12 protein-coding genes are annotated in these 13,650 nt (G+C 66.7%); 1 reads left to right on the top strand and 11 read right to left on the bottom strand.

The features are described from left to right. The first annotated feature begins 55 nt into the window (after positions 1-55). Positions 56-1,093, top strand: coding sequence for an oxidoreductase (locus ACLB1G_RS22020; protein ID WP_491629389.1), 1,038 nt, complete (start codon positions 56-58; stop codon positions 1,091-1,093). A gap of 127 nt (positions 1,094-1,220) precedes the next feature. Here ACLB1G_RS22020 and ACLB1G_RS22015 read toward each other — a convergent pair whose 3' ends face one another. The 11 genes from ACLB1G_RS22015 to ACLB1G_RS21965 form a co-directional block, all read right to left on the bottom strand. Continuing rightward, positions 1,221-1,514: a hypothetical protein gene (locus ACLB1G_RS22015; protein ID WP_491629388.1), complete on the bottom strand. Its 294-nt coding sequence runs from the start codon at positions 1,512-1,514 to the stop codon at positions 1,221-1,223. Beyond that, positions 1,511-1,681: a hypothetical protein gene (locus ACLB1G_RS22010; RefSeq protein ID WP_491629387.1), complete on the bottom strand. Its 171-nt coding sequence runs from the start codon at positions 1,679-1,681 to the stop codon at positions 1,511-1,513. The genes ACLB1G_RS22015 and ACLB1G_RS22010 overlap by 4 nt, the downstream gene beginning before the upstream one ends. 730 nt (positions 1,682-2,411) lie before the next feature. Beyond that, positions 2,412-2,642 carry a hypothetical protein gene (locus ACLB1G_RS22005; RefSeq protein ID WP_491629386.1) on the bottom strand — a complete coding sequence of 77 codons (231 nt, stop codon included), beginning with the start codon at positions 2,640-2,642 and terminating at the stop codon, positions 2,412-2,414. 89 nt (positions 2,643-2,731) lie between these two features. Continuing rightward, a complete protein-coding gene (locus tag ACLB1G_RS22000; protein WP_491629385.1) occupies positions 2,732-3,007 on the bottom strand; it encodes a hypothetical protein in 276 nt (91 codons plus the stop codon). Then, complete coding sequence (locus ACLB1G_RS21995; protein WP_491629384.1) at positions 3,004-3,402, bottom strand: hypothetical protein; 399 nt, start codon at positions 3,400-3,402, stop codon at positions 3,004-3,006. The genes ACLB1G_RS22000 and ACLB1G_RS21995 overlap by 4 nt, the downstream gene beginning before the upstream one ends. Then, entirely contained in the window at positions 3,399-3,836 is a 438-nt protein-coding gene (locus tag ACLB1G_RS21990; RefSeq protein WP_491629383.1) for a D-Ala-D-Ala carboxypeptidase family metallohydrolase, read from the bottom strand. The genes ACLB1G_RS21995 and ACLB1G_RS21990 overlap by 4 nt, the downstream gene beginning before the upstream one ends. 130 nt (positions 3,837-3,966) lie before the next feature. Continuing rightward, the gene (locus ACLB1G_RS21985) at positions 3,967-4,305 is read right to left on the bottom strand and encodes a holin (RefSeq protein WP_491629382.1); all 339 of its coding nucleotides are present in this window, start codon (positions 4,303-4,305) and stop codon (positions 3,967-3,969) included. Between the two features lie 10 nt (positions 4,306-4,315). Continuing rightward, complete coding sequence (locus ACLB1G_RS21980; protein WP_491629381.1) at positions 4,316-4,495, bottom strand: hypothetical protein; 180 nt, start codon at positions 4,493-4,495, stop codon at positions 4,316-4,318. After that, entirely contained in the window at positions 4,492-6,513 is a 2,022-nt protein-coding gene (locus ACLB1G_RS21975) for an autotransporter outer membrane beta-barrel domain-containing protein (RefSeq protein ID WP_491629380.1), read from the bottom strand. The genes ACLB1G_RS21980 and ACLB1G_RS21975 overlap by 4 nt, the downstream gene beginning before the upstream one ends. After that, entirely contained in the window at positions 6,514-7,647 is a 1,134-nt protein-coding gene (locus ACLB1G_RS21970; RefSeq protein WP_491629379.1) for a hypothetical protein, read from the bottom strand. It lies immediately after the preceding gene. Next, positions 7,644-13,643, bottom strand: a complete 6,000-nt coding sequence (locus ACLB1G_RS21965) for a phage tail length tape measure family protein (RefSeq protein WP_491629378.1) — start codon at positions 13,641-13,643, stop codon at positions 7,644-7,646. Before ACLB1G_RS21965 ends, ACLB1G_RS21970 begins: the two co-directional genes overlap by 4 nt. Positions 13,644-13,650: the final 7 nt, after the last annotated feature.

Below are 13,650 nucleotides of genomic sequence, written 5' to 3'. Positions count from 1 at the left end.
ATCCCGGCACTGCCGTTGGAGTATGCTTAGCACCTTGCTTCCACAGGTGTGATCCATGACCAGAACCCTCAACGCCGGCATCGTCGGCTACGGCTTTGCCACCAAGACCTTCCACGCGCCCCTGATCGCGGGCGTGGAGGGATTGCGGCTCGCCGCCATCTCCAGCAGCGATCCGGCCAAGGTGGCCGCCGACTGGCCCGGGCTGGCCGCCGTCTCGTCTCCAGAGGCGCTGTTCGCGCGGGCCGATATCGACCTGGTGGTGATTCCCACCCCGAACGAGACGCACTTCCCGCTGGCCCAGGCGGCGCTGGCTGCCGGCAAGCATGTGGTGGTCGACAAGCCATTCACCGTGACGGCGGATGACGCGGAATCCTTGCGGCTCCAGGCCGAGCAGACCGGGTTGTTCCTGTCGGTATTCCATAACCGCCGCTGGGATTCGGATTTCCTGACCCTGAAGCAGGTGCTGGCGTCCGGTGTGCTGGGCGAAGTCATGCACTTCGAGTCGCATTTCGACCGCTATCGGCCCGAGGTCCGGGACCGCTGGCGCGAGCAGGATTTACCGGGTAGCGGGTTGTGGTTCGACCTGGGCTCGCATTTGCTGGATCAGGCGCTGGAATTGTTCGGGGCGCCGGAAGCGATTACGCTGGACCTGGCCCGCCAGCGCGAGCGGGTCAAGTCGGACGATTATTTTCATGCCGTGCTGCGCTATGGCGCGCGCCGGGTGGTGCTGCACGCCAGCGCGCTGGTGGCGGCGCCGGCACCGCGCTTTGCCGTGCATGGGCGGCTGGGCAGCTTCATCAAGCATGGGCTGGATCCGCAGGAGGATGTGCTCAAGGCCGGCGGGCGGCCGCCGGCTGCGGACTGGGGGCGCGACACCACGCCCGCCACACTGACCTTGTGGAAAGATGGGGTCAGCCATTCCACGCAACTCGATACGGTGCCGGGGGATTATCCGGCCTACTATGCTGGGGTGCGGGATGCGATTCTTGGGGTGGGCGCTAATCCGGTGACTGCGGCGCAGGCCACGCGGGTGATTGAGTTGCTGGAGCTTGGACTTTGCAGCGCTGTGGAGGGCAGGACACTGGTGCTTTGATTGGAGGCAGAAACCAAAAAGCCCCGGGCAGCGCCCGGGGCCTTGAATTTGGTGGAGTCGGCGGGAATCGAACCCGCCATATTTGAGGCGCAGTGCGGGTCTTGAGTGGTTCGTTGTCACAATGCTGTCATTTCACCTGGCTACACCCATCCAGCGCCGCCTCCAGCTCCGCCTCATATCTCCGCGACCTGAGCCAGTCCTTGGCCGGGGCCAGCACCTTCTCCCCATCGCTGGCCGTGGCCGGCAGCCGGTCGAACTCGTAGACCGGCCGGGCCGGCACCGTCGTCACGCACGGCACGACCACGGGCACCTTCACCTCGACCGGCGCCGGCGGCCGGGTGGCGCAGCCGGCCAGCATGCAGGAGCACCAGAAAACTGCGGGTGCAGCGAAAATCTGCAGGTGCCGCAGGCGCGCCATCATCGCACCTGCTCCAGCAGCTGATTCACGGCCGGCATGGCATCTGCGCAGCTGGTCGCCCGCGCGCCGGCCAGCTGGGCCAGCGCCGCGTCGTAGCGCCGGCCGGCCGCTTGGGCCTGGACCTGGGCAGCCTGCCCGCGCGCCCGCGCCTCGGCCGTGGCTTTCGCCATACCCTCGACCGCCGTGTTCTGGACCGTGATGCTGGCGCGCAGGCCGGCGCTGACGCCCTGCTCCGCCTTCAGGTCGGCCAGCGCCTTGTCGCGCGCCGCGGCGGCCAGCCCCCAGCCGGTACCGGCGCCGGCGCCGACGATCAGCAGCAGGCCGTGGCAACGCGCCAGGCCAGGCTGCCGCCGGCGGCGCCGGCCAGTTCGCCCAGGGCACTCATTTCAGCAGCCCCAGGCACATGCGCCGCTCGTACTCGCGCCGGTTGGCCAGGCCCTGGACGCGGCGGCCGCCAGCCATGTTCCAGGCCAGCAGGCTGTCGCGACCGCGCTGTAGGCAACGTGCGCAACCAGGCCGCCGCGCTGGCGCGGCCTATAGGGGAGGAAATCCATGGATGACGTCGACCTGCAAGAGGGCGATGAGGTGGTCTGTACGGCCGGCCCGGCGTGGTCTTGGCCAGCAATCTCAAATCGCCGACCGGCACCTATCACACGCACGAGGGCATCGTTAATCCGGTGTGCGTGGAATGGGAGACGCCGGAGGGGCTGGTGGAGGAGTGGTTTCCGCCGGCGGCGGTGAGGCTGGTCCGCCGGCCCGCAGCCGCCTCTTAGCCACCATCATCTTTGGGCGAGAGCCGCTCGGATTCCCTCGCTGACGTTGCCGTCGCCTAGCTCGGCGGCCCGGGCCAGACTGACAGCGTCGAGGTAGACGTTGACGCGCCTACCGCTCGCCATGGTGCTAGGGACGCCCCCGTTTGAACTGGGCGGTGGCGTTGAACGCATCTTTGTAAGCAACCTCGGTGTCACGATCACACTCGCCGAATTGCGAGACTATGGCAGCGTAATCGCCAGCCGGCAGTTCGTCGTCCTTGCCGAGCTTGCCCCAATTCTGCATTTCGTGCGGAGCTGCGTTGAGCTCATGGGCGAATTTGGTGGCAAGGTCTTTTGCAAATTCGATTGCGGTTGTCATGGCGTTCTCCGGTGGGTTGTCTGCTGTGATGGATGAATTATATACACACCTATTTTGAAGCACAAGGCTTTTTGTGTGTATATAATTATTCAAAGACAGCCCGCCAGTGCCGCCTCCAGTGCGGCCTCGTATTTCCGTCCGCGCAGCCAGTCTCGCGCCAAGGCCAGCACCTTCTCCCCATCGCTGGCTGTGGCCGGCAGTCGGTCGAACTCGTAGACCGGCCGCCCTGGTGCCGCCGTCACGCACGGCACGGCGACAGGGACCTTCACCTCCACCGGCTGCGGCGGCCGGGTGGCGCAGCCGGTCAGCAGCAAGGCGGCGGCCAAACTTGCCAATTTGGGCAAGTTGCCGATTCCGCGCCTCATCGCACCTGCTCCAGCAGCTGATTCACGACCGGCATAGCATCCGCGCAGCTGGTCGCCCGCGCGCCGGCCAGCTGGGCCAGCGCCGCGTCGTAGCGCCGGCCGGCGGCCTGGGCCTGCGCCTGGGCAGCCTGGCCGCGCGCCGCTGCCTCCGCCGTCGCCCTGGCCATGCCCTCCACCGCCGCATTCTGCACAGCGATGCTGGCGCGTAGCCCGGCACTGGTGCCCTGCTCCGCTTTCAGATCAGCCAGCGCCTGGTCGCGCGCCGAGGCTGCCAGCCACCAGCCGGTACCGGCGCCAGCGCTGACGATCAGCAGCAGGCCCGCCAGCACGGCCGTGGCCACGCGCCAGGCCAGGCTGCCGCCCGCGGCGCCGGCCAGCTCACCCAGGGCGCTCACGCAATCCCCGCTGAATAGACCACGCCGCCCGGCGCAAACGTCGCGGTCAGCACCTGCTGCCGCAGCGGGCCGGCCGCCAGCCCGATATGCACCCAGGCGCCCTCGTAGATCAGCTGGTCGAACTGCACGCCGGCCGCGATGATGGCCTTGGCCAGATCCTTGGGCGCCATGCCGCTCACGGTGATGTCGGCCGCCAGGCCCTGCAGGTGGGCGCTGCTACTGGCGCCGCCGACTGCCGTATTGAGCGCTGGGCAGCGGTACCCGCTGGAGACTGTGATGGGTCGGCCCACGGCCGCCCTCACCTGCTCCAGCACGCCGGCCACGCGCCGCAGGTTCTCGATGATGGCCGGGCCAGGTCGGTTGTCGATTCGGCGCCGCGCTGCGATCTGCGACGCCACCAGTTCTTCCAGGGTGAAATGCTCGGACAGGTTCATGACAGGCTCACTATGGTTGCGAGGATGCCCAGCAGGGACAGGGCCAGGGTGCCCAAGGTCCGCGTGTGCAGGCGGGGGTTCAAGACGGCCCAGACGCAGGCCGCGGCGACGGCGCCGGATGCGAGGTGGATCATTGGCCGCCTCCCAGGAAACGGCGCTTGAGGGCGCCGATCAGGTCCGCGTTGTTGATCTCCACGAACAGCTCGCGCGCCGTGGCCATGGCGAACAGGCCGAACAGGAACTGAATACCGGCGTGCACGCGGTTGCCCTCGATGTGGAAAAACTCGATGACGGCCGGCGCCAGGTAGGCGGCGCAGACGAGGCCGGCCGCGAACGAGGTGATGCGCTGCCGGACGGTGAGTGCTGGCCCCAGGAATTTCAGGGCCAGGGCCGCGCCCATGGCGCCGGGGAGGTATTCGCGGAATGCAGCCGCAACTGCGGCAGCGGTGACCGTGACGGGTTCGCTCATGTGGGCACTTTCATTGAATGGCCGGGTTGGCCGGTTGGGGATTTGGTGGCGGCGCGACGCGCTTGATGGTGGCCGGGCCGATCACGGCGGTGGGATAGAAAATCCCATCGCATAGCCAGCCGCCATCGACAGGCTGGGCGGTTTGGAATGGGCCAAAACTGGCACCGTTGGCGGTGTTGAGGGACATCATGCTGCGGCCTCCACGTGGTAAATGTTGATGCCAATGAGCGTGCCGATGAACCAGGATTCATTGCTCGCCGCGCCGGCAACGCCATACATGGGCATGATCGGAAGCGCAGGGTTGCTGCGCACGCGGTTGGCTGAAAATAGGCCCTGCGGCCTGGCGGCAGCACTGCTCGAGGCGATAGTGTGGGCTGCGCTGGTCGCTCCGGCGCCGGCCAGCAGCAAAAATGGGCTGCGACTACCATCCTCCTGAGTGGGACCCGGCGAAGCCAGCGATAGGTTGGTCTGTGCCACTCCGAGCACATTGGGCGAGGTGCCGGAGCAATCGATCTGAACCAGGTGCGATCCACCGGCGGGGGTTTCGAGCGCAAATCGCGCAGTGGTGCCGGACATGCCGAGGAATGCCCGGGACGTGCTCCCGCCGCCCACGGCGCGGTTCGTGCCAACGCTGACGGTGCCGCCAGAGTCGGTAATGATGCCGACTCGATCACCAGGCTGGTAGAACACCGTTTTGTTGGCGCTAATCGCGCCTACCTCGATACCTAGGAATCCGCCAACACTGCCCCCGGTATAGACGGCTGAATCGGCGGCAGCGCTGGTTACGGCCTCGGTTGTCCCGGTCAATTTGAAAATGGCGGCCCGTAAGGTGCCAGCGCTGTACAGTGCGACGATATTACCGTTGCCGTTCATGGTCACACGGCAGCCATTCGTGTCGGCCGACACCGTAGCCTGAGTGCCTGGCGATAGCGTGGTGCCAGACACCGTGTACGGTGTGCAGCTCACTGCCCCTATGGTGCTGCTGATAACGCGCGCCACGCTACCGACAGCGAATATTCGTGGCTCCATAAAGGTAGATATGGCATCCACCTCGGCGCCGACATACGCACTGGTTCCAGACACGCTGATTGCCCGGATTGTCCAATTCGCGCCGGTGTAAATTGGCAGAACCCAGCTGGAGCCCACCGCCACTGGATTGCTCTGGATGTTAGCGCTGGAATACGGCAGCGTGACAGCGGCGGTGCCACCGGTATTTGGCGTGACCGATGTGCCAGACACCGTCAGGGTCGTAGCCTCGAAATCAGTGCCGTAGGTGCTCACCAGCAGCACCTGATTAGGCCCTGACAACACCGCGCCTGCACTGACATTGCCGCTGCCCGTGCGCACCAGCGTGGTCGTCCAGGTGCGAGCGCTCGAATCGTAGACCACGGCATAGATGCCGGTGGTTGCCGGCAGGACCAGCATCGTGCGCGCGCTGTCGATGGTGACGCGACGGATGGTGCCACCGCTCTGCAGCGAGGGGATCGACACCTGGGCGGTCACCCCTGTTTTCGAGATGCCGGAGATCATCCACACACCGGCCACGGTAGAGTTATCCGCCAGGCCAACGATGACCGTGGTGCCCGGGCGGACCCAGCCCAGCACATTGCCGGCGGCGTCGCGGATGCCGTAGTCATATTCACCAGCGTTGTATACCGACTGCTGCAGCGCCGATTTCAGGCAGGTGGTGGCGTCGGCCAGGACCGCGTACAGGCCCGGCTCGGTCGGCGTGACGTGGAACGCGCCGCGCGAGTTGGCGGTCCAGGTGGCCGAGCCAGTGAGCATCGTGCCGCCCAGTCCCAGCACGAACAGCTGCAGCACATAGTGCGCGGTGTCGAGCGACGGGTCGGTGGTGCCGGAGCCGGCGCCGATCCGGCGGTATGGATACCCTGTGATGGGAGACCAGACCACGGTGCCGTCGGCATAGTTGGTGCCGCTGACCCATTTCGTGACGTTGGCGGCCACGGTGGCGGCAGCAGCTGCGCTAGTGGCGTCAGCGGCGCTGGCGGCGGCCGCAGTGGCCTTCGTGGCTGCCAGGGTGGCGCTATCACCGGCCGCAATGCGATTCTGGTCGGTCTGATAGCCCAGCGTGTTCATCTGGTCGATGGTGGTAGGCACCTGGCGCATGAACTGATCGATGGCCGCGTCAAACACCTCTTGCGACATGGACCGCAGTGCGGTCACAATTTGGGAGATTGGAGAGAACATTTAGACCTTTCCTCGGATGGACACCGAGCATTTCGAAAACACGTTGTCCTGGATGACGTTCTGGAAGCTTTCGAACACCCCCACCACGGCGGTGTGCTTGAAACGGGAGCTGCCGACCCAGACGACCGAGCGCTGCCGGTACTGCTCCAGCATCTCGATTACCGTGTCCACCTCCCCGTTGGGGACCAGGATGTCCAGGCTCATCGTCCTGGCAAAGCCGCGCACAACGGTGGCGTCCTCACCGGTGGGCGCGATGGTGACCGCGCTGTAATCCTTGATGCCGCGGCTGATGCCGTATTGGCTCAGCCCCACGTCCAGCACGGGGCCAATCCGGCACATGCTGCACTTGGCAATGCCACCTGGGTTTCGGATGGTGATCGTGATCTGGCCGCGCGCGTATGGGGGCAGGCCCAGCGCGATGGCGACCTTGCGTCGCACGATCCGGTTGAACATCCAGTTGTAATAGCTGCTGCCGCTGTTCGACACCAGCAGGCTCTGCGTCTGAGAATGAACCAGTCCATCGACAGGGTCGGTCATAGACACTTCCAGGCTCGAACCCTCGACCACCAGCAGCGCACCCCTGCAGATCGCACCTGGCGCCAGAACGACGGTGATGGACTCGGGGTTTTCGGTCGCCGTGTTATTGAATTCATCGAACATCTTCCAGGCGTTTCGCGCACTCACCTTGCCCCAGTACGTCGTGTCCGTGACCGGCTTACCGATAGCATTTATCGTCAGCGTATGGGTTCCGGATTGGCCTCCTGTCGCCGCAATCGCGCTGCCGCCGGGCGTGGCCGCCAGCTGAAAATTACCGGTGGTCGGGTTGACCACGTAGTACGTCGCGCCGGCGGTCAATCCGGTGGGTAGGCCGCCGGTGGTGGTCAATTTCACCGGCTGCCCGGCTGCCAGGCCGTGGGAGGCCAGAACAATCAGCGCTGGCGTGCCAGTCGTGATCGCAACGGTTTTGCTCACGCCTTGGAGCTGCTGATACACGTTGTGGATTTCTCCGCTGTCGTAGTTCACCAGTTCGCCGAGCGCATAGACGCCATCGGCGCGGTACTGCGGGTTTTCGGCAGGGACATTAGTGGAGACCAGCGCCGACGTGGTGATGGCTACCGGATCGATGATGATCATGCTGTGACTACCTTCACTGCAAATGGGGCTTGGCCCGAAATGGCGGCATCCACACCTTGCGCTGTGGTCATCGAACTTTTCGCGATGGAGTACAGACCGTTTCCGTTCTCCCGGCGGAACTCCGCCAGCTCGGCCTTCAGCTCAACCACCACGGCGCGCAATGCGCGAATCTCGGCGGCCGAGTCGCTGTCGCTACTGGCAGGCGGGGTGAATGGGTTGTTGTACGCGGCGGGGATGATCTTTTCGCCCTGGTGAATCAGGGCCAGCCCGGTGCCGGGCACGTAATCGGTTCCGACGTCATAACTCGGAACAGTCAGCGCATACTGGTCAGCCAGCAAGCCTGCCGTCATCGTCAGACTGGCGGCGGCCTGGGCGCGAGCGAGGCGGATATCAGCCTCGGTCACGGCCTGCGCCTCAGCCAAGGTCAGCATCGCCTGCGATAGCGCGGGCAGCGTCTTGGCCGCCTCCTGATCACCGGCGCGGGCTTTGGCTGTGGCGATGGCGAAAGCGCCTTGGGCATCGGCCAGAGACTCGGGACTATTGCCAGTGATCAGGCCGCGGATGCGCTTGACCTCATCCATGACGGAGTCGGTAGCGGACTGCCACGCCGATTTCAACGCCTCGGCGGCCCGCTTCGATTCGTCGGCTGCCTTCTGCTGGGCATCGGCCATCTGCTGGGCCATCTGGGCGGCCCGCTGGTCGGCGGCCAGTTTGTCCTGCATGTCGTAGTACTGCTGTTTCAGGTCACGGTTGCTCGCGTCCAGCCCGGCCAGTTCGGCAGCCCGTATTGCAGCCGTGTCGCCGGTCAGTTGCCAGATTGCGCTCTGGATGCCGGCGCGCTCGGTGGCCACCGCCTGGGCTTTTTGGGCGGCGGCCTCGATCTCGGCGGCGGCGGCCGTGGCGGCGCTGGCCAGGTCCTTCTGAGCATTGATCTGCTGCTGAATCGGGCGCAGCGCGGCGCCCATGGCGGCCAGTTCGAGCTCGCGCGAGTGCGCCAGCTGTTCGGCGGCAGTATGCGTCAGGTTGTACAGCTCCAATTCCTTGGATGCCATGTCGCTTGCCAGCTGCTGCGCGGCCTGGGCGGCGGCCTGCTGTGCGGCCTGGGCGTTGGCGACGCCAGCATCACGTAGCTTCTGCTCCGCCGCGGCGCTGGCCGCCAGCGCCGCGTCCTCTGCTTTCAGCGCGGCCAGCCGGTCGTACAGCGCGACGGTCGACGCACCCATTCCCCGGATTTCCAGCTCGCGCACCGCCGCTTCGCCGGCTCGGGCGGCCAGCAGCTGGTCGATCTGCTGCTGGTAGCTGGCATTGGCGCTCGCGAGTGCCTGGGCGGCCTGTTGCTGTGCGGAGGCGGCTGCGGCTGCGGCCGCATCTTCAGCCTGCAACGCTTTGAGCCGGTCGTACAGTGCGACGGTGCTGTCGGCCATACCACGGGTTTCCAGCGCACGTACAGCGGCCTCCCCCTCCCTGGCGGCCAGCAACTGGTCGATCTGCTGCTGATAGCCGGAATTGGCGCTCGCGAGGGACTGGGCGGCCTGCGCCGCGGCGGAAGCAGCGGCATCTTCGGCTTTCAGGGCGGCCAGACGGTCGTACAGCGCGATGGTGCTGTCGGCCATGCCGGCCGTCTCAAGGGCGCGCACGCCGGCCTCGCCCTGGCGCGCCGCCAGCAGCTGGTCGATCTGCTGCTGGTAACTGGCATTGGTGCTGGCCAGCGCCTCCGCTGCAGCCTGGTCGGCCTGCGCCTTGGCTTCGGTGGCGGCCTTGGCTGCCTCGGCGGCGATGACGCTGTCGTACAGCGTGCGGTTGACCTCGGCTAGGCCGGCGCGCTCTAGGTCTTGCAGCTGGGCCGTGGTGAGCGTTGCCTCGTTCAGGCGTTTCTGTAGGTCGGCTGCCTCGCTGGCGATGTCGGCGGCCGATTTCACCGTGGTGGCCACGGCCTCGGCGGCCGGGTGCACTTGGGCGAAGGCCTCCTGCACGCTCATCAGCGCGGCATAGGTTTTCTGCCCGCCCTCGCTTGACAGGTCCAGGGAGCTGACCAGGGCCTTGAACTCGTCCCGGGTCTGCGGGATCGTGGTCAGGTTCATGCTGGCCAGCGCCGCGTCCAGCGCCTTGCTGACCGGCGCCAAGCGTTCGGCCTCGGTCAGGTAGTTCTGGGCGTAGCTGCTGGCCTGGGAAGTGAAGGTGGACAGTCCGCCCGACAGCAGCATGATCTGGGCGCGCGCGGCCTCGCTGGCCAAGCCGGCGGCACCGAATGCCGTGGCGGTGTCCTTGCCCAGCAGGGCGGCCACCTGGTTGGTGGCGGCAAACTCGTTGGTGATGCGGGCCAGGGCCTCGCTGGTGGCCTCGGTGGGCGTCTTGAGCGCGGCAATCTGCTGCAGGGTCACCGTGGTACCGAACACCGCCTCTCCGCTGTCCTTCAGCGCTGCGCGGTACTGCAGCAACGCGGCGACCTCGCTGGCCAGCTCCTGGGACGTGCCGGTAAAGCCGGACTCCAGCGACGCTAGCCCCGGCTCGATGCCCTCCAGGATGTTGTTGATCCGCTGGGCGAAGACCTTGGACAGCTCCTCGCCGGAAGCGCCAATGTTGCCCTCGGCGCCGGTGTTGGCCGTGTAGTTCTTGCCGGTCAGGTAGCTGCTAACGCTGGCCTTCTCGGCCGTGGTCAGGAAGCTGGCCAGCGCGTCATCGGTCTGGCTGACGGTCTTGATGAACGACTGGATCGTCTCGCTCTCGGCCGGTGCCCAGAAGGTGGACGACACGCCGAAGCTGCCGAAAGCGGACGTGCCGCTGCCCGCGATGTACTTGTCGCTGTTCTTGCCCTCGTTGCCGCGCTCGTTGATCGATATCGCGCCCGGGGTATTGTTCGAGGTGAACGTGAGGCGGGTGTTCTGTTCCGGGCCATCGTTGAGCAGGTAGGCGCCGATGGCTGCCGCGCCCAGGGCGGCCCAGCCCCAGCCAGGGATAGCGGCGATGGCGGTGCTGATGCCGGTCGAGACGCTGGCGCCGGCGCTCATGGCGCTACCGACGCTGGTCAGGCCTGCAGCGTTGTACGCCGCGATCGCCTCGGTGACGCCGGCACCGCCAGACAGACCAGCGCCGAACGCGGCGACGGCCGACGAGCCAAAAACGTTGCCCAGAGTGCTGACGGTGCCGCCCAACCCGGCGAAGGTGTTGTACAGGCCACCCAAGCCGCTGGCGGCCTGCAGCGCGGCCGTCGCGCTGTTGGTGCTGGCGCCGGTGCCAGTGATGCCGCTGAACCCGCCGCTCACTACGCCCTGGATGGTCGGCTGGAGCACCATGGTCTTGAACATGGCGATGGTGGTGTCGCGCAGGTTCTCAGCGAAGGACTTGCCGTTCTCGAATCCGCGCATCAGCGCGTCGGTCAGCGAAGACTGGATGTCGTCCGCCATCTTCTTGGCAGCGTCGGCGGCGTCCTTGGCGGCGCTGACGGCAACCTCCTTGACGGCGCCCTCCCGCTTGGCCGTAGCCAGGTCGCGCAGGGCCTTGGCTTCCTCGCGGTACTTGTCCCCCAGGCGTCCGGACAGATCAATTCCGTCGGCCGTGATCGCTGCCAGATCCCGGTCGACCGCCAGCTCTTCCAGACGGGTTGCCGTCAGCTCGGCCACGCCGGTAGCGTTGAGGCCGATCTGGTCATTGGCGTCGCGCTGGGCCTGCACCTGCTGCTGCAGCGAGCGCACCACCGCGTCTTGCTTGTCGACCAGGTCGGCATAGCCGTTGGCGGCCTTGCGGGTGTTGTTGGTGTCGAGAGTGTCCAGGTCCTGCTGCAGCTTCAGCTTGCGGGACAGGATCTTCTCGTCCGTGTCCGCGATCTGGCCGCGCAGCGCCGCCAGGTCCTTCTCGCTGTTCTGTTTGCCGGCCGTCAGGCGCAGCTCCTGCTGTAGGCGATCCTTCTGCTTGGTGAAGGCGACCTGGTCGAGTTGCTCGACCGCGCGCAGGTAGTCCTCTTCCGTGACCAGACCGGCGGCCTTATTCGATTCCAGCAGCGTGCGCGAGCGGTTCGCGACCTCGTCCTCGACGGTGCCACGCCGCTTGATGGCTTCCAGCTGGGAGTCGATGCCAGCGTTGAAGATGTCGGCGTACTGCTTGCGGATCTCGACTTCTCGCTTGGCGATCTCGGCATCGCTGACGCCGGCCGCTAGGCCCTTATTGCGGCTGGCGATGATGTCGCGCTCCAGCTGCTCGCGACGGGTGAGGTATTTGTCGCCCTCCTTGTCCCAAGCGGCGCCAGCCTCCTGCAGCTTGACTTTATCAGCCTGGATGCCGGCCAAGCGCTTCTCTGCATCGGCCCTGGCCTTGAGACGGTCCACCTCGGCTTGAGCATTATCGAGGTCAGCTTTACCATCAGCACCGCCGCCGGCGAACGTGAAGCGGGCGCGCTTGGCCTTCTCCAGGGCGGCCTCAGCCTTGGCCAGTTGCTTATCAAACGAGTCCTCGCGGCCCACGTCGAGCATCTTGTCCCAGGCGTCTTTTGCGAAGTCGGCAACACCCTTCCAGGCCTTCTCCAGCGTGCCCAGGTTTTCCTTCATGGTGCCGGACCGGCTGTTCAGCATGTCGGAGTAGGCTTGCTGCGCTACCGTGGCGGCTTCTTCGCTGCGGCCCTGCTGCTCCAGGGCCTTGATCTGCTCGTAAACCGCCAGGGTCAGGTAGTGGTACTTCTCGTTCAGCTTTTCGCTGGTCTGCAGTGGCGACTTGCCCAACTCGGCGAAATCCTTGACGGTATCGCTGATCGCGGCCTGCAGCGATTCCTGGGCGCGCACGGCCGTGGCGCCGAATTGCTGCAGGTTATCCGCGCCCACCTGGCCGGTGGCGGCCAGCTCGGCCAGCGCGGTGGCGGCATCACCCTGGGTGCCGACCTGCTTGGAGATGGCCTGGGCCATGCCAGCGAGCTGGGCTGTGGTGGTGCCAGCGGCGTTGCCTGTCATGACGAGGGCACGGCGGTATTCGTCGGCCTCAGCGCTGCCCTGCTTGTAGGCTAGGGCCAGCGCCGCAGCCGCGGCGGCAGCCACGGTGAACGGATTGACCAGGCCAACGATGTAGCCGCCCAGCGCGCGCGCCGCGGCGCCGGCCCCGCCGAACATGTCCCGAAGCTGGCCGCCCTGCTGCAGGAAGACGGTCAGGGGCGCCTGGCCGCCCTGCAGCGAGGTGACGATGTCGGTGAACTGGGCCGGCACGCCGCGCAACGCGGCAGCGGTCTGCGCCGCCGAGACGCCGGTGCGGTTTAGGCCCTGCTCCGCCTCGCGGATGCGTGCGATGAAGGGTGCAGCCTGCGTGCTGACGCCCAGCTGGGCGGCGCGCAGCTCCAGCAATTCTGCGCGCGTGCGGCCGATGGCCTCGGCCTGCTCCTGCAGGCCCTGGACGAACTGGTCGCGGCCAGCCTGCACCTGGGTCGCTTGGCGCTCGGCCTCGGCCGAAGCGCGGGCGGCGGCAGTCACCTGCTCGTGGGCTGCGCGCAGGCTCTGGAGCTGATCGATCAGCGGATCAGCCTGGGCCGAGACGCCGGCGACGGCGGCGCGGTAGCGCAGCACTTCTTCGGACGAGCGGCCGTACAGGGCAATCTGCTCACGCAGCCCGGCCAGGAACGATTCGCGGCCGGCCAGCGCCTGGGCAGCCTCCCGCTGTGCCGCTGCCTCCGTGCGGGCGGTTTCGGCGGCGGCCTGCTGGGCGGCGCGGGTCTGCTCGGCGGCCTGGGCGGCGCGCTGCTGGGCCACTTCCACCTCGCGCAACTGGGCGATGTAGGGCGCCAGCACGTCCATGTTGGCGCCGCGACGGATGGCCAGCGCCTCGAAATAGTCGGCGCTCGACTTCTTGCCGGACTCCAGAGCAGCGGTGGCTCGCTCAACGGAACTAGCCAGACTGCGCGTAGCGTTGTCGACACGGGCGGCGGCAGTGCTGCTGCTGGCGGCGATGCCATCGAGGGCGGCGGTGCCGGCGGTACCGAGGCTGGTAATCGTGCGGGTGCCCTGCGTGAAGGCAGTTTCCACCCGCTGC

Source organism: Duganella kummerowiae (genome assembly GCF_053572355.1).
The sequence above is the reverse complement of the archived record's forward strand: the minus strand, read 5'-3'. Positions and strand labels throughout refer to the sequence as shown.

What these genes read in the sequence shown, in the direction of transcription:
- ACLB1G_RS21990 (WP_491629383.1), bottom strand. Translation starts at nt 3,836, where the DNA reads ATGAACCTGTCCGAGCATTTCACCCTGGAAGAACTGGTGGCGTCGCAG.
- ACLB1G_RS21985 (WP_491629382.1), bottom strand. Translation starts at nt 4,305, where the DNA reads ATGAGCGAACCCGTCACGGTCACCGCTGCCGCAGTTGCGGCTGCATTC.
- ACLB1G_RS21970 (WP_491629379.1), bottom strand. Translation starts at nt 7,647, where the DNA reads ATGATCATCATCGATCCGGTAGCCATCACCACGTCGGCGCTGGTCTCC.
- ACLB1G_RS22020 (WP_491629389.1), top strand. Translation starts at nt 56, where the DNA reads ATGACCAGAACCCTCAACGCCGGCATCGTCGGCTACGGCTTTGCCACC.
- ACLB1G_RS22015 (WP_491629388.1), bottom strand. Translation starts at nt 1,514, where the DNA reads ATGATGGCGCGCCTGCGGCACCTGCAGATTTTCGCTGCACCCGCAGTT.
- ACLB1G_RS21975 (WP_491629380.1), bottom strand. Translation starts at nt 6,513, where the DNA reads ATGTTCTCTCCAATCTCCCAAATTGTGACCGCACTGCGGTCCATGTCG.
- ACLB1G_RS22005 (WP_491629386.1), bottom strand. Translation starts at nt 2,642, where the DNA reads ATGACAACCGCAATCGAATTTGCAAAAGACCTTGCCACCAAATTCGCC.
- ACLB1G_RS22000 (WP_491629385.1), bottom strand. Translation starts at nt 3,007, where the DNA reads ATGAGGCGCGGAATCGGCAACTTGCCCAAATTGGCAAGTTTGGCCGCC.
- ACLB1G_RS21980 (WP_491629381.1), bottom strand. Translation starts at nt 4,495, where the DNA reads ATGATGTCCCTCAACACCGCCAACGGTGCCAGTTTTGGCCCATTCCAA.
- ACLB1G_RS22010 (WP_491629387.1), bottom strand. Translation starts at nt 1,681, where the DNA reads ATGGCGAAAGCCACGGCCGAGGCGCGGGCGCGCGGGCAGGCTGCCCAG.